This window comes from Collinsella sp. SGI.178 (assembly GCF_050313495.1).
GTDB lineage: Bacteria > Actinomycetota > Coriobacteriia > Coriobacteriales > Coriobacteriaceae > Collinsella.
This window is the reverse complement of record NZ_JBNPLM010000004.1, coordinates 88,579-115,492: the sequence shown is the minus strand read 5'-3', so window position 1 is coordinate 115,492 and position 26,914 is coordinate 88,579. Positions and strand designations below refer to the sequence as shown.

Genomic DNA, 26,914 nt, shown 5'->3' with positions numbered 1-26,914 from the left:
TCCTTGGGGCTCATGGTCATACTCTGAAAACGGTTCTCCATATATTCGTTATCGAAATGCTTGTCATAGAACTGTGCGACGGGAATATTTCGAACGGTTCCGTTGACGCGCTGATACCAATAGTCGAGCGATTGCAACGTCATGACGCCGTCGATCAACATGATGATGGTAAAGATGACGGTAGCAGAGTAGCGGCGTTTCCATGGAATCATATTGATGAGCTTAAGCAGGCGCGGCAGCAAGACCTTGATCCAGATGAGGCCACCCAGGCCCCACATGCAGGCAAACGGCGTGCATGTGCGTCCCCCGGTCAATACCGCGATGGGATCGGGCATGCCGAATAGCCTAATGTGTGAATAGCTCCACGACACCACGCCAAATGAGGTCTGCATAAACCAGCCTACAAACACCTCGAAAGCGCCGCCGATCAGGGCACTTACCAGGAAAATGATCAGAGGATTCTTTTTATAGAAGCGGTTGAGCGCCATGGTCATGAGCACCGCGCCAAATCCGTAGATGGGGCTAAAGGGGCCAAATAGCATACCGGCACGGTCCTGATAGACGCCGGGATCGACGACGACCATATGCCAGACTTCCTCGAGAATGAGACCTAACACGCTGCAGACGAAGAATACCCAGAACAGGTTGAAGTAGTTGAGCTTGATGTAGCCCTCGCCGGTTTCGTCGCGGCCGAGCATCCCCTCGGCGGCGGCATCGCGGTCGAGCATCTCTTGCAGACGGCGCTGCAGTTCGCGCTCCTGGCGTAGCGTGGGGTCGACGGTGGCCGACAGCGCAATGAGGATGACAAGCTGGACGGCGGGGCGTAGCAGGAAGGGTCCGATACCCTGGAGCATCACGTCAACTAAAAGCTCCACGACGGTAAATGCGATGAGGACGTAAGACAGGCGGGCGGCATTGCGCCGCTGGTCCTTGATGAGGTCCAGGCCAAAGACGATCAAGATGATCGCGCTTGCCGCCGAGAGCATAATGCCGGCGACGATAAGGCCAACCGCGACCAGGGTGTTATCACCGAGCTTAGCGGCGACGTTGCCGTTAATGAGTGCGGTGATGACCTGCCACATAAAGACGGCGACTGACGGGAGCGTGCCCACGCCAGATAGGGTGCACAGGACTGCGTAGACCTTGATGATAAGGGGGATCTTCTTGGCCTCCGTGGTGCTGGGGACACTGGGGTCGAGTTGATTTTGATCCATACGCTGCCTTTCTCGTCTTGTAGTAGCCTACAAGGATACGCCGACGACCAGCTAAAAGACAGGACGAACGTCCCAATTGCAACAATGTAGCCCCTAGCGCGGGCGAGACACGGCGCACGGGAAGTCTTCGAGGCCGTTGCCCCTGAGAGTGGACTACCCAATAAAATGTTTGGTCGCAAAACGGATAATAAGCTCGGTGGGCTTTTAAAAACCGCTGTTCATGCGCGGGAGTGCTTGTCTTGCCGTGCGTATAATAAGGCAGGTAACGCCAAATAACGAGGCTCTGAGGGGATGCCATGTCTCAAGAAACCATCCGCGCGGCCGAGCGTGCCACGGGACAGGTGACGACCATGTCGACGTACGATCCGGACTCCGACCAGCTGCATGAGGAATGCGGCATCTTTGGTGTGTGGGCACCCGATCGCGACGTGGCTCGACTGACGTACTTTGGTCTGCGTGCGCTGCAGCATCGCGGCCAGGAATCGGCGGGAATCGCCGTGGGCGATGGCGGCACGGTTATGGTTCGCAAAGACCTGGGACTGCTCGATCGCGTGTTCTCCAACGCCGACCTGTCGACGCTCTCCGGCCAGTTGGCTGTGGGCCACGTGCGCTATGGCACCGCCGGCGCCAAGAGCTGGGAAGCCTCGCAGCCGCATCTTTCCACCATCAACAGCGTCATCATCGCCCTTGCGCACAACGGCACCCTGGTTAACACTGACGAGCTGCGCCGCCAGCTGATCGAGCTCGGCGTGCCGTTCCTCTCCAATTCGGATTCCGAGGTCGCGACCAAGCTCATCGGCTACTTTACGCAGCGCACAGGCCATTTGCGCGAGGGCATTCGCAAGACGATGGAACTCGTGCGCGGTGGCTATGCCATGACGCTCATCAACGAGCAGGCGCTCTATGCTTTCCGCGACCCGCACGGCATTCGTCCGCTGGTGCTGGGCAAGCTTGTGGACGAGGGCTTGGACCAGGCCGACGCCGCATCCGTTTCGCGGCTGCCGTCGCAAGACGACGCCGCGACGGTCGACGCTGCCACTCATGTCACTCGCGCTGGTGGCTGGGTCGTTGCGTCCGAGACCTGCGCGCTCGACATTGTGGGTGCCGAGTACGTCCGCGACGTCCGTCCCGGCGAGATCTTGCGCATCAGCGCCGAGGGCCTGGTATCCGAGCAGGGTGTGCCCGCTGCCGAAGAGCCCGCCAACTGTATCTTTGAGCAGGTCTACTTTGCCCGTCCCGATTCCATCATGAATGGCAAGAGCGTTTACGCCTGCCGCTATGACATGGGTCGCCAGCTGGCACACGAGGAGCCCGTCGAGGCCGACCTGGTCATTGGCGTGCCCGACTCCGGTCTGCCGCCTGCGGAGGGCTATTCGCACGAGAGCGGCATTCCCTTTGGCGAGGGCCTCATCAAGAACCGCTATGTGGGCCGTACGTTTATCGAACCTACGCAGGAGCTGCGCGCCATGGGCGTGCGTATGAAGCTCAACCCGCTGCGCGATAACATCGAGGGCAAGCGCCTGGTCGTCATCGATGACTCCATCGTGCGCGGCACCACCATGGTGCAGCTCGTCAAGATGCTGCGTAACGCCGGCGCCAAGGAGATTCACATCCGCATCAACTCGCCCGAGGTCATCTGGCCGTGCTTCTACGGCATCGATACCGACGTGCAGTCGCAGCTCATCAGCGCTAACAAGACGGTCGATGAGATCTGCGAGTACATTGGCGCCGATTCGCTGGCCTTCCTTTCGGTCGAGGGCCTGCTGAAGGTCATGCCCAAGGGCGGCTACTGCGATGCGTGCTTTACCGGCCGTTATCCCGTGGCTATTCCCGAGAGCTTTGGCCGCGACAAGTTTATGGAGGGCTTTAAGCCCCGCAACCTGGATAAGCCGCTGCACTTTGGCGACGACGCCGTGGTCGAGAAATACGATGACCGCAGCTGGGAAGAGAAGCACGGCGAGGCCTAGAACCTGCCATTTAGGGACAGGTTCATTTTGGTAGGTTTTACCTGCTGTTTTGTTGATATGACGGCGCGCACCGCTGCGGTGTGCGCCGATATGAACGCAACTATGAGCACTGTTTGGCGTCTGTGTGTCAAACGGTAGTGGGAGAGGAAGGCTCAGATGAGCGACAGCAAGCATGTGACGTATGAGGATGCCGGCGTCGATACCGCCGAGGGCGGCCGCGCCGTCGACGCTATTAAGCAAATGGTTAAGGATACCAACCGTCCCGAGGTTATCGGCGGCATCGGTGGCTTTGGCGGCCTGTTCTCGGCCGCCGCGCTTAAGGATATGGAAGACCCGATCCTGATCAGCGGTACCGACGGCGTGGGCACCAAGCTCGTCCTCGCCCAGATCATGGACCGCCACGAGACGGTGGGCCAGGACCTGGTCGCCATGTGCGTCAACGACATTTTGGCTTCGGGCGCCGAGCCGCTCTTCTTTTTGGACTATGTTGCCATCGGCCACATCGAGGCCGAGCACATGGCAAAGATCATCAAGGGCGTGGCCGATGGCTGCAAGCTCGCGGGCTGCGCGCTCGTGGGCGGCGAGATGGCCGAGCACCCGGGCGTCATGGCTCCCGCCGACTACGACCTCGCCGGCTTTACCGTGGGTGTCGTCGACCGTCCCAAGATGCTCGACCCCGCCAACGTCCGCCCCGGCGACGTGATTCTGGGCCTTCCCTCCACCGGCGTGCACTCCAACGGCTACTCGCTCGTGCGTAAGGTCATCGGCGTTGACGGCATCAAGCCGGGTACGCCCGAGGCCGCCGCTAAGGCCGAGGAGCTGAGCCGTCCGCTCGAGGAGCTCGGCGGCGCATCACTGGCAGACGCTCTGCTGGCCCCCACGCGCATCTACGTCAAGCCGATTCTTGAGCTGCTCCGCGGCGGCGCTCCGGTGCACGCCATCGCCCATATCACCGGCGGTGGCATCACCGAGAACCTTAACCGTGCGCTGGCCGACGACGTCGACGCCGTGGTCACCCGCAATGGCGCCGAGATGGGCTGGGACATTCCGCCCGTCATCACCTATGTTTCGCGCCAGGCCGAGCTTACGCCCAACGAGGCATGCAAGACCTTCAACATGGGCGTCGGCCTGTGCCTGATTGTCGCTCCCGAAGATGAGGCCGCGGTAACCGATGCCCTGGTCGCGCTGGGCGAGAAGCCGTTCCGCGTGGGCGAATGCGTCGAGGGCTCCGGTAAGGTCGTGTACTCCGATGAGCGCTAACGAGCAGATGGCTACCGCCGAGGGCTTGGACTTTGTGCCCTACACCCGTCCGACCGGCACCGATACCACCGAGCCGCTCAAGATCGGCGTGCTCATCAGCGGTTCGGGCACCAACCTACAGGCGCTCATCGACCTGATCGCCGCCGGCAAGCTCAATGCTTCGATTGAGCTTGTGGTGTCGAGCCGTCCTTCGGCCAAGGGCCTGCAGCGTGCAGAGCGTGCGGGTATCCAGACGCTGACGCTCTCCAAGGATGTCTACGCCGACCCTATCGCCGCCGACGAGATTATTGCGCACGAGCTTCTCGAGCGCGGCTGCGAGTATGTGGTCATGGCTGGTTACATGCGCATGGTGCATACGCCGCTGCTGGCGGCGTTCCCCAACCGCGTTGTCAATCTGCATCCGGCGCTGCTGCCGAGCTTTACCGGTGCGCATGCGATCGACGATGCCTTTACGCGCGGCGTCAAGGTGACCGGTGTGACTGTGCATTTTGCCAACGAGATCTACGACAACGGTCCCATCATCGCCCAGCGCGCGCTGGCTGTTGAGGAAGGCTGGGATGTCGACACACTCGAGGAGCACATTCACGCGATCGAGCACGTGCTGTATCCCGAAGTCGTGCAGATGCTCGCTGACGGCCGCGTCCACGTGCTGGAGAGCGGTAAGGTGGCAATTGATCCGGCGCGCCATCGTGCGTAAAAGGATTCGCCTGGTTTTCCTTGCAATGTAAACTATCAAAAAGCTGATTGGGGCATATGGAATCACATGTGCCCCAATCAGCTTAATACCTCTTTGATTTTGGGCTTTGGATAACGTGACGGGCACCATTCCCATTCCAAGAAATCCGATAGGGCCTCGTCCGTGTGTGGGCGGGGCCCTTTTGCGTGGCCTTTTATGTTTGCTATACTGCTAGCAAGTAGAGAGGAGCCGCTATGGGTGCAGCAACGGTGCAGCTCAACACACGAATTGATCCCATGCTCAAGGCTGGTGGCGATGCGGTCCTGACACGCAATGGATTAGGGCCGAGCGATGCCGTTCGTGCGCTTTGGGCCTATCTTGTCGAGCATCAAGCGTTGCCGGGATTTATGGTGGCGGATAAGCGTGAGGCACCCCGCGCGGAGAGCCTGGCTGAGCAGGGGTGTGGCCTAGCTTTTTCATCGCTGGGGCTAAATGCTTCGGATTTTGCGCCAGTTGGATCATCTGCGGAAGATTGGGATGCCGTACGAGATGATATGTATGACACGATAATTGCCGATATAGAGGCGAATTGTCGATGATCGAGGCAAAGCATCTCTTGGTAGATACGAACGTTTGGCTCGATTATTACCTGCAAGAGGGGGCGTTCGACGAAGCGAAGAGATTAGTTGAACTGGCCGAAGCGGGAAAGATTGACCTTCTGTACGCGCCCACGACGGTAAAGGATGTGTTCTATATCCTGCCTCGGCGTCTGGCCCGGCGGAATGCGAATGGGATTAACGTTTCGTTTGCCTCGGCGTCATGGGCCTGCATCGAGCACATGATGCAGGTGGCAACTGCCTCTCCGCTTTCGTTGGCAGAGTGCGAGATGGCGCGCATGCTTGGCAAGCGCATGCCGGATCTCGAAGACAACCTCATCATCGCTTCGGGCGAGACGGCAGATGTTGACTACGTGGTCACGAGCGACCGGCGCATGCTGGAGGCGATGCCCGAGGTGTGCTTGACGCCTGCCCGCGCACTCGAGATGATTGGGATCCTCGGCTAACCTTGCCTGTCTGGTTTCGCTATCATATGGGGCATTGTGAACCTCATGCAACTTTGGAGGACGGTATGGCGGATAACGCCGAGATGCTATTCGCGCCTGAGCTGGTGTTTTTTGATTGGGAGTGCGCGACGCCGGATGAGGTGTTTGCGCGACTCGAGGGCGAGCTTGCTCCGCGCGGCTACATTGCGTCCGGTTGGCTCGATGCCGTCCGTACGCGTGAGGACATCTATCCCACGGGCCTCGCCATGCCGGCGGCCAATATTGCCATTCCGCATACCGATCCGGGGTTTGTGGCTAAGCCCTATATCGCGGTGATGAAGCCCTCCGCGCCCGTGACATTCAATGCTATGGCGGGCATGGGTGCCCCCGTGCCGGCGCAGATCATCATCAATCTGGGTATTGCCGAGCCGGGCGGCCAGGTCGAGGCCCTGCAAGCGCTTATGAATATCTTTATGGATGCCGACGCCGCAGCCGACGTGCTCGGCCAGACTTCGTCCCAGGGCATGGTCGACGCCATCCGCCGCCACTTCTAAGACTGGCACCTTTGCACCAAAATGGTGCAGATTGACCTGTCTCCCATGCACCAGGTGTGCCGCGGGGCTGCGTTGTGACACAATGACGTTTGTTCGATTCGTGATGCGAAAGGCCCACTATGGCAAACAAGAAAAAGAACCCAGAGGCCGCACCGACGCCCGAGCAACGGTCCCGCGCTGCCTCCAGCTCTCGCAAGAAGCAGCGCAAGACCTATGTGTCCAAGACCGTCAAGATCGTCCTGGTGGTTATCGGCGTGCTGGCGATGCTGCTTTCCGTCTCGGCCATGGCGTGCTCCGGTTTGATGTCGCAGACCGAGAACAATAACTCGGGTTACAAACTGACCGGCGGTGTGGCTGCTACCGTCAACGGAACCAATCTCACCGAGGACACCGTAACCAAGCAGATCATGAGCATGCGCACGTCTTACGGCTACACCAAGGATGAGGATTGGGCGCAGTATCTGGTTGACAACGACCTGACGCCCAAGAAGTACCGCAAACAGCTCATCGATTCCTATACGCAGCAGATTCTGCTCCAGCAGGCGCAGAAGGAGAACGGCGTGACGGTTTCGGACGAGGAAGTAGAGAAGGCTTGGAAGGACGCCTGCAAGAGCGCGGGCGGCGCCAAGACCTTTAAGGAGACCCTTAAGACCTACGGCTATACCGAGGACACCTACAAGGACTCGCTCAAGGAGAGCCTGGCGCAGCAGAAGCTTAAGGATGCCGTTGCTCCCACCAGCAAGCCCAAGGACAGCGAGATTGTCGATTACATTAACGAGAACCTGTCTAACTACAACGATGCCCGCCGCTCGTCGAACATCCTGATCAAGGTTGATTCCGACGCTTCCGACGAGGACAAGGCCGCCGCCAAGGCCAAGGCGCAGGAGTGCCTGGATAAGATCAACTCCGGCGAGCTGAGCTTTGAGGATGCCGTGAAGCAGTATTCCGACGACACCGGTTCCAAGGAGAAGAAGGGTGACGTGGGCTGGGATAAGCTCACTACCTTTGTCGACAGCTACCAGACGGCGCTCGAGGGCCTTAACAAGGGCGATGTGAGCGATGTGGTCGAGTCGACGTATGGCTACCACATCATCAAGTGCACCGACTACTTCCATGTCGATGGCCAGGTCGATGACATCAATCAGGTGCCCAAGGCTATTAAGAAGTACGTTTCCAATGTGGTGAAGACCCAGGCATCGGGCACGGCATACAACGAGTGGCTGGAGAAGTACACGAAGGATGCCGACATTACCGTCAACCCCATGCCCAAGGACGTGCCCTATAACGTGAGCCTGAAGGGCGTCACCAAGAGCTCGACCGACGATTCGTCGACGACTGAGTAATCAAGGGGCGGTGCTCGTGCGAGTGCCGCCCACACTATTGAGGAGGATTTGCAGATGACCAACGAAGAGCTGCAGCAGGAAATGATTGCCGCCATGAAGGCCAAGGACAAGGTGCGCCTGTCTATCATTCGCCAGGTAAAGGCCGAGGTTAAGAACATCGAGGTCAACGAGCGCCGCGACGTGACCGAGGAAGACGTCAACAGCATGATCAAGCGTCTGATTAAGCAGACAAGCGAGACGTTGGAGATGTCCATCAAGGCCGGTACCGATCAAGATCGTACCGACAACCTGACCGAGCAGGTCAAGATTCTGGAGAGCCTACTGCCCGCGCAGGTTTCGGGCGAGGAGCTCGAGGCGCTGATTGAGCAGGTCATCGCCGAGCTGGGCGCCACGTCCAAGAAGCAGATGGGCCAGGTTATGGGGGCGCTCGGCAAGGCCACCGGCGGCAACTTCGATAAGCCTGCAGCTGCCAAGATTGTCGGCGCAAAGCTTGCGTAATTGCTCGACGCTGCAAACCCGTACACGCGGCAATCTGACGTTCAATTTCAAGGGCGCGACCATAAGGTCTGCGCCCTTTCATTTCACGTCACCTTGCTCGCGTGTACGGGTTTTCGCTGACGTTTGCTCAAAAATTAGCTGCCCCATTACGGCACTCATTGGGGACAGACTTAAATGAGTGCCCAATGAGCGGGTACTCATTTAAGCCTGTCCCCAATGAGTGCAATGAGCGCTCAATGAGTGGGTTAAAGGTTGCGGGTTCTTTACGGGAATGCAGTGTGGGCTGCGGAAACGTGGTTCTTTCCGTAAAATAGAGCAATTCGTGTAAGCACAGGGAAGGGATATTCATGGCAGACATGATCGAGATCAAGCATCTCAACAAGTACTTTGGCGACCTGCATGTGCTCAAAGATATCAACCTCACCGTCAAGCGCGGCGAGAAGCTCGTAATGATCGGGCCTTCCGGCTCGGGTAAGTCGACGCTCATCCGTTGCGTCGATTATCTGGAGGAGCCCACGTCGGGCGAGGTCATCATCGACGGTACGCCGCTCACCAAGAAGAATCATCTGGAGATGGCTCGCAAGTACAGCTCCATGGTGTTTCAGCAGTTCAACCTATATCCCAACATGACGGTGCTGGGCAACCTGACGCTCGCGCCCATCAAGCTGCAAAAGAAGAGTAAGGAGGAGGCGACCGAGATTGCCATCGCCGCGCTCAAGCGCGTCGGCATGGCGCATAAGGCCGGCGAGTATCCGCAGAACCTCTCGGGCGGTCAGCAGCAGCGCATAGCCATTGCCCGTGCCCTGTGCACCAAGCAGCCCATCATCTTGTTTGACGAGCCGACCTCGGCGCTCGACCCCGAGATGGTCCAGGAAGTCCTGGACGTTATGATTGAGCTCGCGCAGGAGGATATCACCATGATCTGCGTGACGCACGAGATGGGCTTTGCGCGCCAGGTGGCCGACCGCGTCATCTTTATGGAGGATGGCCGTATCCTGGAGGAGGGCACACCCGAGCACTTCTTCGATAACCCCGAGAACCCGCGCTGCCGCGAGTTTCTGTCCAAGATTCTGCACTAGGCGCGGTGATGGACATGACGGATATGACGAGGGCGGCCGTGTCGCGCCGCCACTTTTTGCAGCTGGCGGGCGCCGGTATGCTCGCGCTGACGGGGACAGCGCTTGCCGGTTGCGGCAACTCCACCGTCGGCGAGGGCTCCGACAAGGGGTCTAAGCTTGCGGCCATTAAGTCGCGTGGCCATCTGAACGCCGGTGTTAAGAAGGACGTTCCTGGCTACGGCTATTACGACACCGCCAAGGGCCGCTTTGAGGGCATGGAGGTCGATTTGTGCTACCAGATCGCCGCTGCCGTCTTTGGCGTGAGCTACAAGGATGCCCGCGCCCAGGAGCTTGTCGAGTTTACCGACGTAACGCCCAAGACGCGCGGCCCGCTGATCGATAACGGCCAGCTCGACGTGGTCGCGGCGACCTACACCATCACCGACGAGCGCAAGAAGAGCTGGGATTTCTCGACGCCGTACCGCACCGACTACGTGGGACTCATGGTCAAGAAGCGTTCGGGCTTTACCTCGATTGAGGACCTGGACGGCAAGGTCATTGGCGTGAGCCAGGGTGCCACCACGCAGGGCCTGATCGAGCAGATGATCAAGGACAACGGCTTTAGCTGCGAGCCCGAGTTTAGGGCCTTTAGCGGCTACCCCATCATTAAGAGTTCGCTCGATGCCGGCAATATCGACGTCTTTGCCATGGACCGCTCCACGCTGGCCGGTTACATGAACGAGACCGTTGAGCTGCTGCAACCCGAGGTCAAGTTTGGCGAGCAGGGCTACGGCGTGGCGACCAAGAAGGGCTGCGATCTTTCGGCCGTGGTCGATCAGGTGATATGCGATCGCCTGGCCGACGGCTGGCTCGACCAAGAGGTCAAGACCTGGGGTCTTGTATAGGCGCATCGTCCAAGGAAGGAATCAAATGCTCGAAGGATTGTTTGACGCCGACCGCTGGTCGACGACATTCCAAAACATGGGGCCCTTCTGGGAGGGCTTTGGCGTGACGATGCAGGTGGTCGTTGCCGGTCTGCTGCTGTCGCTGGTGTTGGGCACGCTGCTGGGCGTGTTCTCTACCACTCGTTCTCGCGTTCTGCGCGCCATAAGCCGCGTGTACGTGGAGTTTTACCAGAACACCCCGCTGCCCGTGCAGGTGCTCTTTATGTACATGGCCGGTCCGCAGTTTTTGCAGGCCATAACCGGTGCCGACCAGCCGGTGCGTATCGCGCCGTTTGTGCTGGGCTTCTTGGGCGTGGGCCTGTATCACGCTGCCTACATTTCGGAGGTCATCCGCACCGGTATCGAGGCCGTTCCACGTGGCCAGATGGAGGCGGCCCAGAGCCAGGGCTTCACTCGTGCGCAGGCATACTGCTACATCGTGCTGCCCCAGACGTTCAAGATCATTCTGCCGCCGCTGTGTAACCAGGCACTCAACCTGGTCAAAAACACGTCGGTGCTGGCGCTTGTGGCCGGCGGCGACCTTATGTACCGTTCCGACAACTTTGTGAGTCTGTACGGTTACCTGCAGGGATACATCGTCTGCTGCCTTATGTATTTCATCATCTGCTTTCCGCTCGCCATGCTGGTGCAGTGGCTCGAGCGCCGCTCCAAGGAGCGCCCGCTCGGCATGAGCCTGGCCGAGCTGGGGCTCGACAACGTAGAGGAGGCCTAGCGCATGGAAATCTTCAACGCGACCAACCTGCTCTACATTTGGGGCGGCTTTGTTAAGACGATCGAGATCTCGGCGCTGTCGATCTTTTTCTCGCTCATCTTTGGCACGGTGCTGGCGCTCGTTAAAAGCTACGCGCCCCGTCCATTCCGTATTTTGGTGAGCGCCTATATCGAGCTGTTCCGTTGCACGCCAAACTTGCTGTGGATCCTGTTTATCTACTTTACGGTGCAGGGTTTGGACATTGTGATTTCGACCATCGCCTTTACGCTGTTTACCAGCGCTGTTATGGCCGAGATTGTGCGTGGCGGCCTCAACTCGATTCCGCGCGGCCAGTTTGAGGCGGCGCAGAGCCAGGGCTTTGGCTTTTTTGCCACCATGCGCTACATCATTCTGCCGCAGACGTTTAAGACGATCATTCCGGCGCTGTTTAGCCAGTGCACGACTGTCATCAAGGACAGCTCGTATCTTTCGGGCATTAACGTGTCCGAGCTCATGTACACGGCAAACGTCGTGATGGCCCACGCGATCGACCTGTCGCAGGTGCTTATGCTCTACGGCCTGGTGTTTGCGATGTACTTTGTGCTCAACTTTGGTATCTCGCTGCTGGTGAGGGCATATCAACGTCGCATTGTGGCCGCATAGTCCTGCTTCCCCAAGCACGGCACCTTGCCCCTCAATCGTCGCTTGCGTACATTTAGTACGCGGCGCTCCTCTTTCGGGGCAATCTGCCGCACTTGGGAAACCAGGACGAAGGTGGGGGCAAAATGAATGTGACAAAGGGACTGTCCCTTTGTCACATAGAGAAAGGAATCGCGATGAGCGATCTGGAGAACAAGAAGAATCCTGTGGTCATTACCATCGCGCGCGACTTTGGCGCCGAGGGCCACGAGATTGGCCGCATGCTTGCCAACGAGTTGGGAATTCCGCTGTACGACAACGAGCTGCTGGTGCGTGCGTCGATGCGCGCGGGTGAGTCGCTCGATAAGATGGCCGCCTATGACGAGCGTCTGGCCGTGGAGAACATGGCGTTTCTGCCCGACCGCTACGATGCGCGTTCGTACTCGGACAAGTTGTTCCAAAAGATGAGCCAGGTGATTTTGGACCTGGGCGAGACCGAGAGCTGCATTATCGAGGGTCGCCTGTCCGATTACCTGCTGCGTAACAACCCTAATCACATTGCCGTGTTGGTGACCGCACCCTTTGAGGACCGCGTCGAGATCGTGCGCAAGAAGCGTGGGCTCAACAAAAAGAAGGGCGCCAAGCTGGTCAAGCAGCAGCAGAAGGCACGCGAGGCGTTCTATAAGCGCTACAGCGCCGGAAAGTGGAAAATGACGAGCGGCAAGGATATCGTCGTCAACCGCGCCAAGCTGGGCCGCGAGGGCTGCAAAGACGTCATAGCCGCTGCCTACCGCTACAAGGTGGCGCAGCTCGAAGGCTAGCCGACCAAAAGCCATCACAAAGGTGCCCGTTCCCTTTATGGTGATCGGGCGGCCGGCATAGAAAAAGTCCCCGCCGGGCGTGTGCCCGACGGGGACTTTGCCGTTTGGTGGTTAGCGCTGCAGGTGATTACTCACCCAGCAGGCTCTTGGTGATGGAAGCGGCGGCCTTCTTGCCGGCGCCCATCGCCAGAATGACCGTAGCGGCACCGGTAACGATGTCGCCGCCGGCCCAGATGCGGGGATCGGTGGTCTGGCCGGTCTCCTCGTCGGCGACGATGTAGCCCCACTTGTTGAGCTCCATCTTGCCGCCGATCTTGGCAGCGAAGGGGTTGGCGTTGGTACCGATAGCCGAGATCGCGACATCGCAGGGGATCTCCTCGATGGCGCCCTCGATGGGCACCGGGCGACGACGGCCGGACTCGTCGGGCTCGCCGAGCTCCATCTTCTGGACCTTGACGGCGCACACGGAGCCGTCCTCGCCAGCGACAAACTCGAGCGGGGAGACGAGCGGCAGAACCTCGACGCCCTCGGCCTTGGCATGGTGCAGCTCAGCGCGACGGCAGGGCATCTCGTCCTCGGTACGACGGTAGGCGATGATGGCGTGCTCGGCGCCCAGGCGCTTGGCGGTACGGACAGCGTCCATAGCCACGTTGCCGCCGCCAAAGACGACGACGTTCTTGCCGTGCTTGGTGGGGGTGTCGTACTCGGGGAACTTGTTGGCCTTCATCAGGTTCACGCGGGTGAGGTACTCGTTAGCGAAGAAGACGTTGGGCAGGTTCTCGCCGGGGACGTTGAGGAACTTGGGCAGGCCAGCGCCGGTCGCCACGTAGATGGCGTCGAAGCCCTGCTCGAACAGCTCATCGGCCGTGGCCATGTTGCCCACGACGGAGTTGTACTCAAACTTGACGCCCATGTCCTCAAGGCCGTCAATCTCGCGCTTGACGACCGCCTTGGGCAGACGGAACTCGGGGATGCCGTAGACCAGCACGCCGCCGCCGGTAAAGAAGGCCTCAAAGACGGTGACGTCAAAGCCGTTACGGGCGAGCTCGCCGGCGCAGGTGATGCCGGACGGGCCGGAGCCGACGACGGCGACCTTCTTGCCGTTCTTGGGAGCCATCTTGGGCGTGGAAGCGAGCTCGGGGCGGTCACCCAGGAAGCGCTCGAGCTGGCCGATGGCCACGGGCTCGGACTTCTTACCACGGATGCACTTGCCCTCGCACTGGTTCTCCTGCGGGCAGACGCGACCGCAGATGGCGGGAAGCATGGAGTCCTCGCGGATGGTATCGAGGGCGCCGCCAAAGTCCTTCTCGCGGATCTGCTCGATAAAGCGGGGGATGTTGATGTTGACGGGGCAGCCCTCAACACAGAACGGCTTCTTGCAGTTGAGGCAGCGCTCGGCCTCAGCCAGCGCCATCTCCTCGGTGAAGCCCTTGTCGACGGGGCGGAAGTCGCAGGCGCGCTCGGCGGCCGGCTCCTCGTTATCGGGGGTGCGGGGCGACTTCATATCGGCAACGAAACGACCGTTAACTAGTGGCATGCGCAGCTCTTTTCCTCATAGGCCTTGAGGGACTCGCCCTCTTCGGAACGGTAAGCGGCCTGGCGGGCACGAAGGTCATCCCAGTCGACCAGGGTGGCATCGAAGTCGGGGCCGTCGACGCAAGCAAACTTGGTCACGCCGCCCACCTCGACGCGGCAGCAGCCGCACATACCGGTGCCGTCAACCATGATGGGGTTGAGCGACGCGGTGATGGGGGTGTCGTACTTCTGGGCGGTGAGGGTCGAGAACTTCATCATCGGAACGGGGCCGACGCAGAAGACCTGGCTCACGGCCTTGTCCTGCAGCAGGCGCTCCAGCGGAGCGGTGACAACGCCCTGCTCGCCGTAGGAACCGTCGTCGGTGGTGATGTGGATGTGGTCCTCGTCGAGGAGCTCGCGGAACTGGTCCTCCATGAGCAGGAGGTCCTTGGTGCGAGCGCCCATGATGGCGTGCACCTCGTGGCCGGTCTCGACCAGGTGCTTGGCGACCGGGAAGGCAATTGCCAGGCCGACGCCGCCGCCAATGACGGCGCAGGGGCCCTCGGCCATCTCGGTGGGAACGCCCAGCGGGCCCACGACGTCGCGCAGCGACTCGCCGGCCTCGTAGGTGGAAAGCATCTCGGTGGTCTTGCCGATCACCATGAAGATGAACTCGACCCAGCCCTCGTCACCGTTCCAGCCGGCCAGGGTAAACGGGACACGCTCGCCCGTCTCGTTGGCGCGAACCATGAGGAACTGTCCAGCGTGCGCATGCTTGGCGATTGCAGGCGCCTCGATGCGGAACTTGAACACCTTCTCCGAGAACTGCGTCTTCTCCAGGATCTTATACATAGAACCCCTCTCTTGTTAGGGCAACCGAACCGTGCCTCCACGGAAATGGACGGCAGCCCGAATAAAACCGTACGCGCACAGGCGTTGTGCAGACATACGGTGTAAATTATACCCTCATGGACATGTTGCTTACGTGTATCTTTGGCAGGCGGGAAAAGTGATCTAGCACAAAGAGGCAGGTTTATTTTGGCGGGCTTTACCAGATAAAACGACAAAAGGGGCCGGCCTTGCATATCGGTGAGGCCGGCCCCTTTTGAGGTGTTGGGTATGTATGGCGGCACAGGGTTTATTGCGATGCGGCCGCTGCGGCGTTTTCGCATATAAAACCTGCCAAAATAAACATCCCTTTTTGGTAGGTTTTAGTGCTTGCCGTTGGCAGAGGCGGAGCCGTTGACGTGGTCGCGGGCATAGATTACGCCGTGCACAATCGCCAGGCCGGCGGCGTCGGCGGCGCGGACGCAGGTGTCCTGGAAGTCCTCGGCCTCGCGGGCGCGCAGCTGCTTGAGCACGTAGTCGGCGACAGCCATCTTGCCGGGAGGGTTGCCGATGCCGGTGCGGATGCGGCTAAAGTCGCGGCTGCCCATCTTGTCGATGATGGAACGCAGGCCGTTGTGGCCGGCGTGGCCGCCGCCCACCTTGACGCGCACGTCGCCGGCGGGAATGTCGAGCTCATCGTGGATTACGAGCAGCTCTTCGGCCTTGATTTTGTACTCGCGGCAAAGCTTGGAGATGGGGCCGCCCGAGGTGTTCATGTACGACTGCGGCTTGACCAGCACAATCTGGCGCTTGCCGCCCTCTTCCTCTGGATCGTTGATGTTGATGAGCGCGACCTCGGCGCCGGCCTGGTTTTTCCAGTACGTGACGCCGGCCTGACGCGCCAGCTCGTCGATCGCCTTAAAGCCTGCGTTGTGGCGGGTCTCGGCATACTCATCGCCAGGGTTGCCAAGTCCGGCAACCATGCGAATCTTAAGCGGCTGTGCAGCTGCCATGTGCTTCCTTTCATCGATTTGTCGCCTGCTATGGTGAGCGACCCCGTTGCTGCTGTCAAATGGAGGGTGATTGAGGCTGCATGAGGGCGTTTGGACAGTCGTCGGAAGCCGGGATGGACAGTTAGTTCAGATTTGTATAAACCAAGAGATCTTTGACTGCCAAAATCGGGGCCACGGAACTGGCACGGCGCTTTGGGGAGCACAATTTGTGCTATTTCAGATCTTTTGAGTCTTCAAATGAGGTGATTGGCGCCGGGATGGCGGCAAACCACCTCGACATTAGCCGTCTGTTTATACAAATCTGAACTAACTGTCCAGCCATGCTCGGTAACACTGGGTAAAAGTCTTTTAGACCGGCGCGAGGCCGATTCCGGCCCGCAGGGTGTTGAGCCAGGCGGCCTGACGCTTGCGATATCCCTTGATGCGGTAGCGGAATCGAACTCCCGCAAGTCGATGCATCGTCTGGGCGAAGGCTTCGAGTGCAACAAGGTCCTTCATTTGGTCGCGATTGATAACCAGGACGTGGATACCCATGGCCTTAAGGCCATTGTTGCGATTGCCATCGTGGATGCGAGCGTTTTGAAGCTCATGTCCAATTCCGTTGTATTCGTTGTCGACTCCGGCGGCTGGACAATATAAGTCGCAGATGGCGTAAGGGATGCCCGAGGACATGTTGATCGCAAGGGTGTCGAAATCGACTCGATAGTTGAGCAGCAGGCCTCCCATGGGCAGGCTGCAACACCCGAATCCGCCAAAGCGCATGGGTGCGCCCAGGACGGCGAACATCAATGATTCCGCTGGGGATGCGGATCCGGCCCGGGCGAGTTTGATAGCTGTGCGAAACGAGGCGTAGGAACTACTTTTGGCAAACCGTGCGACCGCCTCGAGCTCTTCGATGGTTGTGGCGGGCTCGCATTTGTAGTGTGCCTGTTCGTAGCGGGTTTCGGATTGCTTTTCGGGTGTCGGTTGATCGCCCTGGCAATCGAGATCGTCCATCGTTTCGAAGCTGTTGGCCTCGGGCCACGTGTCGTCGTAGGCGATGGGGTAAGTTGCTTCGGGCGGAAGTGAGTAGGTTCCGAGCAGTTCCATGAGAAGCATCAAGGTTTTGGCAACCGATTCATTTTTGGAACAAAGCATGGCCGTCATGGCGGGAGACGTTGCGTAGATGTCGGCTTCGATGTGCATGATCGCGCCCTGGGGGAGAGGGGCGGTGATGGTGTGCTGGAGGAGCCGTCCGTCGGGCCGTCTGTTGCTGCCGCTCGCAACAAAGAGGTCTAGACGCTCGGAGTCGTCTTCGCTCCAGGCGTCAAGTATTGCAAGGGCCGCAAAGTCTATGGCGTCCTTGTTGGGAACGCAATCTACGAGGGCTTGTGTCTGTTGCTCGTCATCGATGGCGTCCCAGGGAAGGGCGGAGTACGCCCGTCGAGCGCGGCGAATTGCGCGAAGGGCGGAGAGGTGTGAAATTACGGTTGTCATAGCTATAAGGTACTAAGCCGTTGGCGAAATGATATGGCCGTGCCGTTGTTTTCGCTCAAAGGGGCGTCGCGCGCCGCGGGCGGTAACGACATCATACGGAATGCCTTGGAAAAGTGGAGAATGGAGTGATGGGTTGGCCTTGGAGGCATCTACTGAGATGGATGCTGGACAGTTAGTTCAGATTTGTACAAGGCGACCGGGGTGTATTGCCGTTGTTGAAGGACTCGGTGGGCAAAATGGGGCCAATGGCACGGTGAGGAGATCCATAGGTGGAGGAATCGAGCGGAATTATGCCGGCAAGAGAGCTTTCGACGCATTAAATGGCCCAAAAGAATGCCCAAATTAATACAAATCTGAACTAACTGTCCAAGGCGGGTTGTCGAGGGGCAGAAAAAAGGGTCGGAAGCGAGCTTCCGACCCTTTAAAAACACCAAAGATGATGCGATGCGCGCTGGATTACAGCGCGAAGTCGCCGCCGACGAGCGTGGAGACGGGCTCCTCGTGGTAAACGGCAGAGATGGCCTCGGCGAACTCCTCGGCGACCGAGATGGTCTTGATCTTGCCGCCAACCTCAACGGGGATGGCATCGGTGACGAGGCACTCGACGATGGGGGCGTCGTTCAGGCGCTCGATGGCCGGGCCCGAGAAGATGCCGTGGGTGGCGCACACGTAGATGTCGCCGGCACCCATGGCCTTGAGCTCCTTGACGTTGGCGCACAGGGTGCCAGCGGTGTCGATCATGTCGTCATTGATGATGCAGGTCTTGCCCTTGATGTCACCGATGATACCCATGACCTCGGCGGCGTTGTGGCGCGGACGGCCCTTGTGGGCGATGGCGAGGCTGCAGCCGAGCATGTCGGAGAGCTTCTTGGCAGCTTTGGCGCGACCCACGTCGGGGGAGACGACAACCAGGTTGTCGGTGTCGAAGTGCATGTCGTTGTAGTACTGGCCAAACAGCGGCAGTGCAGACAGGTGGTTAACCGGGATATCGAAGAAACCCTGAATCTGGCCCTGATGCAGGTCGAGGGTGATGATGCGGTTGACGCCAGCGCGCTCGAGCAGGTTGGCGACGAGGCGGGCGGTGATGGGCTCGCGCGGGCCGGCCTTGCGGTCCTGGCGGGCATAGCCGTAGTGGGTGATGACGGCGGTGATGGAGCGGGCGGATGCGCGCTTGGCAGCGTCGGTGGCGATGAGCAGCTCCATGAGCATATCGTTGACGTTGCCGCCGGCCACGGACTGAATCAGGAAGACGTCGGCGCCGCGGACGGTCTCGTCGTAGCGGGCGTAAATCTCACCGTTGGCGAACTGCTTTAGCGTAAGGCCCGAAAGCTCGACCCCAAGGTACTCAGCGATCTTCTGAGCGAGGGGACGGTTGGAGGAACCGGAATACACGCGGATGGACTTGCGCATATTCTCCGACTTCTCGGGATCATTAATCGGCATTACCCTTCTCCTTTATATATCGAATGCCATATAGATGCCTTGTTGCATTGTAACCGTGCGGCGGGGTTTATCGGGTCTTGATAACGTCTTTACCGTCAACGGACACGAACCGACCACTCATCCGGTCGCGCAGGTCAGCATAGAAAAAGGAGCCATTCCCATGGGAACAGCTCCTTAGATGCTTGGTAAAACGTTATACCTCGTCGTCCTCGTGCAGACGGCGGCGATAATCGGCGGCCCAGCCCTCAATATTTACCTGACAGGCGCGGCCCAGGCCGAGTGCGTCAGCCGGGACCGGCTCGGTGATGACGGAGCCGGCGGCCACGAGCGCGCCGTCGCCGATTTGGGCGGGCGCGACCATCATGGTATCGGAACCGATGAAGGCATCCTTGCCGATGACGGTCTTGTGCTTGTGCACGCCGTCGTAGTTGCAGGTGATGGAGCCCGCGCCCACGTTGACGCCGGAACCCATGGTGGTGTCGCCGATGTAGGACAGGTGCGGTACCTTGGAGCCCTCGCCGATCGTGGACTTCTTGATCTCCACGTGTGTGCCGGCCTTGGAGCCATCGAGCATGTGGGTGCCCGGGCGCAGGTAGGCGCGCGGGCCGCAGTCGACGCCGTTCTCGATGACAGCCTCGATGGCGATGGTCTCATCGATGGTGCAGCCGCTGCCAACGGTGGTGTCGGTGAGGCGGCTGTTGGGGCCGAGCTGGCACTCCTCGCCCACGGTGACGTGGCCGATCAGGTGCGTCTGCGGCCACACGACGGTGTCGCGGCCGATGACGGCGTCGGGGCCGATCCAGGCCTGCGTGGGGTCGATGAAGGTAACGCCCTCGGCCATCCAGTGCTCGTTGATGCGGTCGCGCGCGATAGCGGTGAGTTGCGCGAGCTGGATCCGGCTGTTGACGCCCAGGCCGTCGCGGTAGTCGTCGCAGTGGAAGATGGAGACTGCCTGGCCGTGGCCCTTGAGAATCTCGAGCATGTCGGGCAGGTAGTACTCGGACTGCGCGTTGTCGTTGCCGATCTCGCTGATGTGGGCGGCGAGCTGCGCGCCGTCGAAGGCGTAGCAGCCGGCGTTGCACTCGAGCAGCGTGGCGGCCTGCTCGGGCGTGCAGTCCTTCTGCTCGATGATGCGCTCGATCTGGCCGTCGGCGCCCAGCTTGATGCGGCCGTAGCCAAAGGGATCGGGCGGGGTCATGGTCATGACGGTGCAGGCGAGCTCGCCGCCGGCGACGGTCTGCGCGAACTTGGCGACGGTGTCGGCGGTGATGAGCGGCAGGTCGCCGTTGAGCACGACGACGGGGCCTTGCGTGATGCCGCATGCCTCGAGCGCGACCTTTACGGCGTGGCCGGTGCCCAGGCGCTCGGTCTGTTCGACGCACTCGACCTTGGTGGTGCTGTTGGCGTAGGCGCCGTCGATAAGGGCGCGCATCTCGTCGGCGTGGCTGCCGATGACGACCACGACGCGGCTGCAGCCGGCCTTGATGGTGGCGTCGACGATCCACTGGACCATGGGCTTGCCCAGGATCTTGTGCGAAACCTTGCAGTGGTTCGACTTCATGCGGGTGCCCTCGCCGGCGGCGAGGATAATTGCGGTTGCGTCCATGTGATCTCCTGTTACGTTATAGAGACGTGTGTTTGGAAACGATACACGGCGCAATATGATACCGCAGGCATATGATGAGCGCGTAACGATTGGCGCATGGCGGCCGATGTCGGTGCCGCCGGCGTGCCGTTTGCGCTGGTTGTGCATGGCGGCGGCACTGCGGCGTTGGCGTTTTGCGCGAGGGGATGGGAGGTGCCCATGGATATCATGCGAGAGGAATCGGGCAACGAACCCGTCGCGGCATTCTCGATGTCGCATCCGGCGGTGCCGGCGCTCTACATGGTGCTGACGCTGGGGCTCACCATGTTCTCGATGCAACCGGTGCTGCTTGCGCTGTCGCTTGCGGGCGGGCTGGCGTATGGGTTTGCGACGCGCGGCGTCGCACGCACGTTGGGGGCGCTTCGATGGCAGCTGCCGGTGATTTTGATTATCGCGGTGCTCAACCCGTTATTTAGCGCTTCGGGCTCGACGGAACTGTTCCGTATTGGCATGCGTGCGGTGTATCTGGAGAGTATGGTATACGGCCTGTGCATGGGCGGGCTGTTTGTGGCGAGCGTGCTGTGGTTTGAGGCCGCGGCGTCGATGCTTAGCTACGACAGGGTGCTTGCGCTTTTGGGTAACACCGCGCCGGTGATCGCGCTCATGATCTCGATGTGTATGCGGCTTATCCCGCAGTTTTTGCGTCGCGGTCGCACGGTGCTGGCGGTGCAGGATGCGATTGATGTGCCGGGCCGCGCGCAGGCCGACCCCGTGCGTTCGCGCCTACGGGCATCGAGCGTGTTGATGGGCTGGGGCATGGAAGATTCGCTGGAGCGTGCGGACGCCATGCGCTCCCGTGGGTGGGGCGCCGCGGCGCGTCGCACGACGTACGCGCGGTATCGGCTGGCGCGCGGCGACGTTGCCGCGCTGGTTGGGCTTGCGCTGTTTGGCGTGGCCACGGCGGCAGTGGCGTGGACCGCGACGATGCAGTATTCGTTTTACCCGCAGCTTTCGGTGCCAGCGCCGTGGCCTGGCTATGTTGTATACGCGACCTGGATGGCGCTGCCCTGCGTGGTGCATGCGATTGACGAGAAGAGGTTTGGCTGATGGCTCGGTTGGACGGGAGCATCATGGCGGACGCGGTGTGCGGCTCGGATATGCCGGCGATTGAAGTGCGGGGCCTGCGCTTTGCCTACCCCGGGGCCGAAGTGCCGGTGTTCGAGGGGCTCGATTGGCGTGTTCCCCAAGGGACGTTTGCGTTGCTTGTCGGTGGTACCGGGTCGGGCAAGTCGACATTGCTCTCGTTGCTCAAGCCCGAGATTTCGCCGGCGGGCGAATGCTCCGGCGAGCTGCGCATGCTGGGCGAAAGCGTTGCCGACATGGACGTTCGCGCGTCCGCGGAGCGCGTGGGCTATGTGTTTCAGGACCCCGAGAACCAGATTGTGTGCGAAACCGTGTGGCACGAGATGGCGTTTGGCCTGGAAAACTTAGGCATGTCGCGCGACGAGATGCGTCGTCGCGTGGCCGAGACCAGTTATTTCTTTGGGGTGGAGGATTGGCTCCACCGCGATACCGATACGCTTTCGGGCGGACGCAAGCAGCTGCTGTCGCTGGCAGCCGTGCTGGCGTTGCGCCCTCGCGTGCTGCTGCTCGACGAGCCCACGTCCCAACTGGATCCCGTTGCCGAGAAAAATTTTCTGCATGCGCTGTTTCGCGTGAATCGCGAGCTGGGCTGCACGGTTGTTGTGGCAACGCACCAGCCGCGCCCGATGCTTGAATACGCGACGTGCGCGTATCGGATTGAGGGCGGGCGCGTATGCGAGGTCGCTGACATCGCCTCCTTGGGGCATCGCGAAGAGCTGTTTTCTGGCGAGGTGCCAGGGTGGGGTGGCTCGCGGCGTGCAAAAAACGGAGTTTTCAGCAGCGCCAGTGGCCGGCCGGGCTATTTGGACCCGCGCGTGGGCGCTCCGGGCGTAAAAAAAAGACCGAAATCGGACAAATCGGCTGAATTTGAGGCGCCAATCCTGTCGCAAGACGACTCGGGGGCGCCGTCGTGCGCCGGTGGATGCCGAATACTCCCAAAAATGCACGCTGGGTCGGCTACCACCCTGGCAGGGGGCTGGTTTCGCTACGATCGAGCGTCCGGCTGGGTGCTGCGCGGGCTCGATGCGTCGTTTTCGGCAGGCGCGGTGCATGCTGTTGTGGGCGGTAACGGCTGCGGTAAGTCGACAATGCTTTCGGTGCTGGCCAAGACGGTCAAGTTGCAGCGTGGGCATATGGAGCGCGGGGCGGCCTCGGCGGCACTGCTGCCTCAGAATCCCAAGGCGCTGCTGGTTGCCGAGACGGTGCGCGAGGAGCTGATGGAATGGGCTTCGACCTGCGGATATGACGAGGCTATGGCTCGAGAGCGCGCGACGAGTCTGGGATTGTCCGGCTTGGATGGGCGCCATCCGTACGATCTTTCGGGCGGGCAGCGCCAGCTGCTTGCGTTGGCAAAGCTGCTGTTGATCGGCCCCGAGCTGCTATTGCTCGATGAGCCCACCAAGGGTCTGGACCTGGCCAGCCGTCGCATCATCGCCCGCGCCCTGCGCGACCATGCGGAGGCCGGCGGTACCGTCATCATGGCAACGCACGATCTGGATTTTGCCGAGCAGGTTGCCGATGACATTGCCATGATGTTCGACGGTGAGATTGCCTGCATGGAGCCCCCGGCCGACTTCTTTGCCGACAACGTGTTCTATAGGGCGTAGACGGCCTCGTGGCGGCAGGCGCGGGCTTGCCGTTTGGGCATCGGGCGCCGCCGAGGGGCGCCATGGGCCCAATACGGCTATCGACAACGGATAGACGGAGGGTAAACCCTAGGGGTATAAGCGCGCCAAAACGCGTCCTATGTGAGCCATGAGCGGTCGTTCTCCTCGCGCGAACGGGACGTGGTGTTATGGCGCCGAAGAATGAAATAGGCCGTTTTGCCTGCCAAAATAATCTGTTTGTACAACTAAGGTTGAGTGAAATTGACCGTTTGGCGCATAGAATAAACCTCCTTTCCGACCGTAGTCTTTCCAGCGAAATCCGTTTTGGACTGAGAAGCGGATCGCAGGAAAGGAGTTTGCGATGCAAGCGGATACCGTACTTAAGGGGAAGGTGTTCACGTCCAATCGCGCAGAGTTTACGGCTCAGGCAGTAGCGATTAAGGATGGCGTCTTCGTCTATGTGGGTGACGAGGCGGGGGTGAGCGAGTACGTCGGTCCCGACACCAAGGTGATCGAGGCGGGCGACGGCATGTTCATGCCGGGCTTCTGCGATGCTCATATGCACTTCTCGTCTGGTGCTGGCCAGTTTGCCTACGAGATCGACATTTTGGGTCTCGAGACCGTGGACGAGTACGTGGATACCATCCGCAAATATGTGGAAGAGCATCCCGGACGCGAGTTCTATAAGGGCATGGGTTGGGACAACGCCGTGTTCGAGAACGAGGGCAAGATTCAGGCCAAGGAGCTGCTGGACGCAGTGTGCCCGGACGTGCCGATGCTTATCGGTTCCTACGACGGCCACTCCTATTGGGTCAACAGCAAGTGCCTCGAGAAGGCCGGCATCGGTCGCGGCTTTGTGAGCCAGGAGGCTGGAACCATCGTTTTGGATCCCGAGACGCAGGAGCCTACGGGTCTTGTGCGCGATTGGGCCATGAACGATGTCTTCAAGGCGATTCGTTCCTATACGGTCGAAGAGTTCAAGAGCGCCATTCTTACGTTGCAGGAGGACTTGCTTGCGGTCGGTATTACCAATATTTACGAGCCGATTCTTCGCGATGAGGTCAATGCTCAAATTGCTCTCGAGGAGCTCGACATCGAGGGTAAGCTCAAGCTCAAGGTAACCTCCGGCTTCTATTGCAAGCCCGAGCACGAGGGCCTCGACAAGATCGATCGCTGCGCCAAGGTTCGCGATTCCTATCGCGGCGAGCACTATCAGTGCAACAACATCAAGTTCGTGCTCGATGGTGTCATCGAATCTGGTACGGCTTACCTGCTGGATGACTACACCGACAAGCCTGGTTTCCGCGGCGTTCCCAACTGCGAGCCCGACGATTACAACGCCATGGTTCGCTATGCCAAGGAAAAGGGCTTCCAGGTGCATGTGCACGCTATCGGCGACGCGGCCATCTCCATGGCGCTCGACGGTTTTGAGTATGCCCAGGCAACCGATCCGAAAGATGACTGGCGCCCGACCATTACGCACCTGCAGGTCATGCGCGACGAGGACATCGATCGTTTTGCCGCGCTCAAGGGTATCGCTTGCGCCAATCCCACATGGCACTTCAAGGACCCCGTGTGCTATGAGTCCCTGGAGCACGCTCAGCTTGGTGAGCGTGCCGAGTCCGAGTATCCGCTCAAGAAGTTCTGGGACCGCGGCATGGTCGTCACTTCGGCGACCGACTTCCCCGTGTCAAACCCCGATCCCATGGAGGGCTTGGAGGTCGGCGTGACTCGCTGCGCGCCCGGCGACGCTTCGGAAGAGACCGTGCTCGACCCGAACCAGCGTGTATCCGTCGAGGACATGATCTGCGCCGGCACCATCAATGGTGCGTATCAGAACTTCCTCGAGAAGCGCATCGGTTCCATCGAAGTGGGCAAGGAAGCCGACTTCGTGCTCATGGACCGCGACATCACGTCCATCGATCCCCACACCATCCACGAGGCCAAGTGCCTCATGACCGTCATCGACGGCAAGACCATGTACGAGAAGGAAGGCGAGTAATATGGCAGAAACCAGCCCTAACAAGCTCGCGCGTAACTACACGCTTATCGGTCTGTTCCTCTTTGCAGCTCCCTCGATCCTGCTGCAGCTCTGGACCGGTATCTATCAGATTTTCGACACCGCTATCGCCACCAACTTCAACAGCACGGCGACGCTTTCGGCCATTAACATCGTCTATCCTGCTCAGGCAGTGGTAGAGGCCATCGCCTTCCTGTTCTCCGGCGGTTCCGCCGCCCTTCTGGGCAAGCTTCTGGGCGAGAAGAAGACGACCGAGGCAAACAAGACCTTCACTTGCGTGCTTCTCATCTCGACCATTATCGCTACCGTTTGGGGCTTTGCCATCAGCTTTGCTGGCGACCAGGTGTGGTACTTCATGGGCGCTGACGCAGACCTCGCTCCCGTCTGCACCACCTATTGGAACGTGCACCGCTTCTTCATGCCGCTCTACACCATCCAGCTTGGTTTCCAGATGTGGCTGCTCACTGCTGGTAAGCCCACGCATTGCATGGTGATCACCATCCTTGGTGGTCTGGTCACGCTGGGCATGGACGTTGTCTACCAGGGTACGCTTGGTCTGGGCACCACGGGTGCAGCTCTTGGCTTTGGTACCGGCTCTGCCTTTGGCGCCATCGCTTCTGCAGTCGTCATCTTCTCCAAGAGCAGTGCCCTGCATTATGACTCGCCGGCCTGTCCCGCGAAGAATGTCGCCGAGAGCTGCAAGATCGGCCTTGCCGACTTTATCTACAGTGCCGCCACCGGCTTCATGACCGCTATCTACAACATCCAGGCCATGAAGTACTTTGGGGCCGACGGCGTCGCCGTTGCCGCAATCTTCCTGTACGTGCAGTTCCTCTTTGTTGGCCCGTTCATTGGCTTTGGTAAGGGCGCTACGCCGATCATTAGCTATCAGATCGGCGAAAACAATCCCAAGAAGATTCACAGCACGTACCAGAAGTACCGTCGTCTGAGCGCTATCCTCATCGTCGTTATTGCTGTCCTGGGTATCGTTATGATGAAGCCGATCCTGTTGGTCTATGGTCAGGTCCCCGGCGACCCCGTATATACCCTCGCCTCCCAGAAGTGGATTCTCTTCGCCTCTTGCGCTGGCCTCGTCGGCATCAATATCTGCATTCAGAACATGCTCACGGCCTTCAACGACACGATGATGCCTCTCATCATCTCTATCCTGCGTTCGCTCGTTCTTCCCATCGCTTTGCTGCTGGTGCTTCCCATGGTCATGGGCGGCGACGGCGTGTGGCTGGCTCTGACCGTTGCCGAGGCCTTTACCGCTGTGGTTTCGCTCTTCTTCCTCAAAAAGGGTGCCCAGAAGTACGGCTACAACACCGATGAGGGCGTCGAGCTTCCCGAAGAGGTTCTCGAGGCTGCTCGCGCTGCGGCTGCCGAAGAGATGTAAATCAAACAATCGGATTCTGCAATAAATTGCGGGCGGTAGGGTTACTCGAGCCTTGCCGCCCGTCTCTTGCGGGTTGCGGTCGGTTCGAATATCCGCGGGGTACCGTTGCGCTATCATGAGTCATGCGTCTCGTTGCGGCAAAAGGGGAGGACAAGCTCGT

General features: G+C 59.9%; 24 protein-coding genes. 17 read left to right on the top strand and 7 right to left on the bottom strand.

Going from position 1 to position 26,914, the window contains the following annotated elements; genetic code table 11:
• The coding region (locus tag ACQRAQ_RS02500) for a putative ABC transporter permease (RefSeq protein WP_427793759.1) at nucleotides 1–1,214 on the bottom strand (1,214 nt) is incomplete at its 3' end.
• 296 nt (nucleotides 1,215–1,510) lie between these two features.
• Here ACQRAQ_RS02500 and purF point away from each other — a divergent pair.
• From purF to ACQRAQ_RS02435, 13 genes are all read left to right on the top strand, one after another.
• Complete coding sequence (purF, locus tag ACQRAQ_RS02495; protein WP_427793757.1) at nucleotides 1,511–3,181, top strand: amidophosphoribosyltransferase; 1,671 nt, start codon at nucleotides 1,511–1,513, stop codon at nucleotides 3,179–3,181.
• 156 nt (nucleotides 3,182–3,337) lie between these two features.
• Nucleotides 3,338–4,441 (top strand): phosphoribosylformylglycinamidine cyclo-ligase, encoded by a 1,104-nt coding sequence (gene purM / locus ACQRAQ_RS02490; protein ID WP_427793755.1) that lies wholly within the window; start codon nucleotides 3,338–3,340, stop codon nucleotides 4,439–4,441.
• Complete coding sequence (purN, locus tag ACQRAQ_RS02485) at nucleotides 4,431–5,138, top strand: phosphoribosylglycinamide formyltransferase (RefSeq protein WP_427793753.1); 708 nt, start codon at nucleotides 4,431–4,433, stop codon at nucleotides 5,136–5,138. The genes purM and purN overlap by 11 nt, the downstream gene beginning before the upstream one ends.
• A 233-nt stretch (nucleotides 5,139–5,371) precedes the next feature.
• Nucleotides 5,372–5,716, top strand: a complete 345-nt coding sequence (locus tag ACQRAQ_RS02480) for a type II toxin-antitoxin system RelB/DinJ family antitoxin (protein WP_427793751.1) — start codon at nucleotides 5,372–5,374, stop codon at nucleotides 5,714–5,716.
• Nucleotides 5,713–6,180 carry a PIN domain-containing protein gene (locus ACQRAQ_RS02475; protein ID WP_427793750.1) on the top strand — a complete coding sequence of 156 codons (468 nt, stop codon included), beginning with the start codon at nucleotides 5,713–5,715 and terminating at the stop codon, nucleotides 6,178–6,180. Before ACQRAQ_RS02480 ends, ACQRAQ_RS02475 begins: the two co-directional genes overlap by 4 nt.
• 65 nt (nucleotides 6,181–6,245) lie before the next feature.
• A complete protein-coding gene (locus tag ACQRAQ_RS02470) occupies nucleotides 6,246–6,713 on the top strand; it encodes a PTS sugar transporter subunit IIA (protein ID WP_427793748.1) in 468 nt (155 codons plus the stop codon).
• Between the two features lie 119 nt (nucleotides 6,714–6,832).
• Nucleotides 6,833–8,056, top strand: coding sequence for a peptidylprolyl isomerase (locus ACQRAQ_RS02465; protein WP_427793747.1), 1,224 nt, complete (start codon nucleotides 6,833–6,835; stop codon nucleotides 8,054–8,056).
• A gap of 54 nt (nucleotides 8,057–8,110) precedes the next feature.
• Nucleotides 8,111–8,554 carry a GatB/YqeY domain-containing protein gene (locus ACQRAQ_RS02460; protein ID WP_117862823.1) on the top strand — a complete coding sequence of 148 codons (444 nt, stop codon included), beginning with the start codon at nucleotides 8,111–8,113 and terminating at the stop codon, nucleotides 8,552–8,554.
• A gap of 347 nt (nucleotides 8,555–8,901) precedes the next feature.
• Nucleotides 8,902–9,633: an amino acid ABC transporter ATP-binding protein gene (locus ACQRAQ_RS02455; RefSeq protein ID WP_055251548.1), complete on the top strand. Its 732-nt coding sequence runs from the start codon at nucleotides 8,902–8,904 to the stop codon at nucleotides 9,631–9,633.
• 8 nt (nucleotides 9,634–9,641) lie between these two features.
• Nucleotides 9,642–10,517, top strand: a complete 876-nt coding sequence (locus tag ACQRAQ_RS02450) for a transporter substrate-binding domain-containing protein (protein ID WP_427793746.1) — start codon at nucleotides 9,642–9,644, stop codon at nucleotides 10,515–10,517.
• A gap of 25 nt (nucleotides 10,518–10,542) precedes the next feature.
• Entirely contained in the window at nucleotides 10,543–11,289 is a 747-nt protein-coding gene (locus ACQRAQ_RS02445; protein ID WP_427793744.1) for an amino acid ABC transporter permease, read from the top strand.
• Between the two features lie 3 nt (nucleotides 11,290–11,292).
• On the top strand, nucleotides 11,293–11,931 hold the full coding sequence (locus ACQRAQ_RS02440; RefSeq protein ID WP_427793742.1) for an amino acid ABC transporter permease: 639 nt from the start codon (nucleotides 11,293–11,295) through the stop codon (nucleotides 11,929–11,931).
• A 173-nt stretch (nucleotides 11,932–12,104) separates the two neighbouring features.
• Entirely contained in the window at nucleotides 12,105–12,728 is a 624-nt protein-coding gene (locus ACQRAQ_RS02435) for an AAA family ATPase (RefSeq protein WP_427717988.1), read from the top strand.
• Nucleotides 12,729–12,855: 127 nt separating this feature from the next.
• Here the strand turns inward: ACQRAQ_RS02435 and gltA are convergent, their stop codons facing one another.
• The 6 genes from gltA to glmU all read right to left on the bottom strand — a co-directional run bounded on the left by gltA (nucleotide 12,856) and on the right by glmU (nucleotide 20,609).
• Nucleotides 12,856–14,265, bottom strand: a complete 1,410-nt coding sequence (gene gltA, locus ACQRAQ_RS02430; protein WP_427728860.1) for an NADPH-dependent glutamate synthase — start codon at nucleotides 14,263–14,265, stop codon at nucleotides 12,856–12,858.
• Complete coding sequence (locus ACQRAQ_RS02425; protein WP_006235793.1) at nucleotides 14,256–15,095, bottom strand: sulfide/dihydroorotate dehydrogenase-like FAD/NAD-binding protein; 840 nt, start codon at nucleotides 15,093–15,095, stop codon at nucleotides 14,256–14,258. The genes gltA and ACQRAQ_RS02425 overlap by 10 nt, the downstream gene beginning before the upstream one ends.
• A 359-nt stretch (nucleotides 15,096–15,454) precedes the next feature.
• A complete protein-coding gene (gene pth / locus ACQRAQ_RS02420; RefSeq protein WP_427793740.1) occupies nucleotides 15,455–16,084 on the bottom strand; it encodes an aminoacyl-tRNA hydrolase in 630 nt (209 codons plus the stop codon).
• A gap of 348 nt (nucleotides 16,085–16,432) precedes the next feature.
• Nucleotides 16,433–17,269: a hypothetical protein gene (locus tag ACQRAQ_RS02415; RefSeq protein ID WP_427793738.1), complete on the bottom strand. Its 837-nt coding sequence runs from the start codon at nucleotides 17,267–17,269 to the stop codon at nucleotides 16,433–16,435.
• Between the two features lie 747 nt (nucleotides 17,270–18,016).
• A complete protein-coding gene (locus ACQRAQ_RS02410; RefSeq protein WP_154516678.1) occupies nucleotides 18,017–19,003 on the bottom strand; it encodes a ribose-phosphate diphosphokinase in 987 nt (328 codons plus the stop codon).
• Between the two features lie 193 nt (nucleotides 19,004–19,196).
• Nucleotides 19,197–20,609, bottom strand: coding sequence for a bifunctional UDP-N-acetylglucosamine diphosphorylase/glucosamine-1-phosphate N-acetyltransferase GlmU (glmU, locus tag ACQRAQ_RS02405; RefSeq protein WP_427793736.1), 1,413 nt, complete (start codon nucleotides 20,607–20,609; stop codon nucleotides 19,197–19,199).
• A 96-nt stretch (nucleotides 20,610–20,705) separates the two neighbouring features.
• On the opposite strand from glmU, the gene ACQRAQ_RS02400 reads away from it, so the two are divergent.
• The 4 genes from ACQRAQ_RS02400 (at nucleotide 20,706) to ACQRAQ_RS02385 (ending at nucleotide 26,754) form a co-directional block, all read left to right on the top strand.
• On the top strand, nucleotides 20,706–21,695 hold the full coding sequence (locus ACQRAQ_RS02400) for an energy-coupling factor transporter transmembrane component T (protein ID WP_427793734.1): 990 nt from the start codon (nucleotides 20,706–20,708) through the stop codon (nucleotides 21,693–21,695).
• 23 nt (nucleotides 21,696–21,718) lie between these two features.
• A complete protein-coding gene (locus ACQRAQ_RS02395) occupies nucleotides 21,719–23,338 on the top strand; it encodes an ABC transporter ATP-binding protein (RefSeq protein WP_427793732.1) in 1,620 nt (539 codons plus the stop codon).
• Nucleotides 23,339–23,699: 361 nt separating this feature from the next.
• Nucleotides 23,700–25,340: an amidohydrolase gene (locus tag ACQRAQ_RS02390; RefSeq protein WP_138113637.1), complete on the top strand. Its 1,641-nt coding sequence runs from the start codon at nucleotides 23,700–23,702 to the stop codon at nucleotides 25,338–25,340.
• 1 nt (nucleotide 25,341) lies between these two features.
• Nucleotides 25,342–26,754 carry an MATE family efflux transporter gene (locus tag ACQRAQ_RS02385; protein ID WP_427793729.1) on the top strand — a complete coding sequence of 471 codons (1,413 nt, stop codon included), beginning with the start codon at nucleotides 25,342–25,344 and terminating at the stop codon, nucleotides 26,752–26,754.
• Nucleotides 26,755–26,914: the final 160 nt, after the last annotated feature.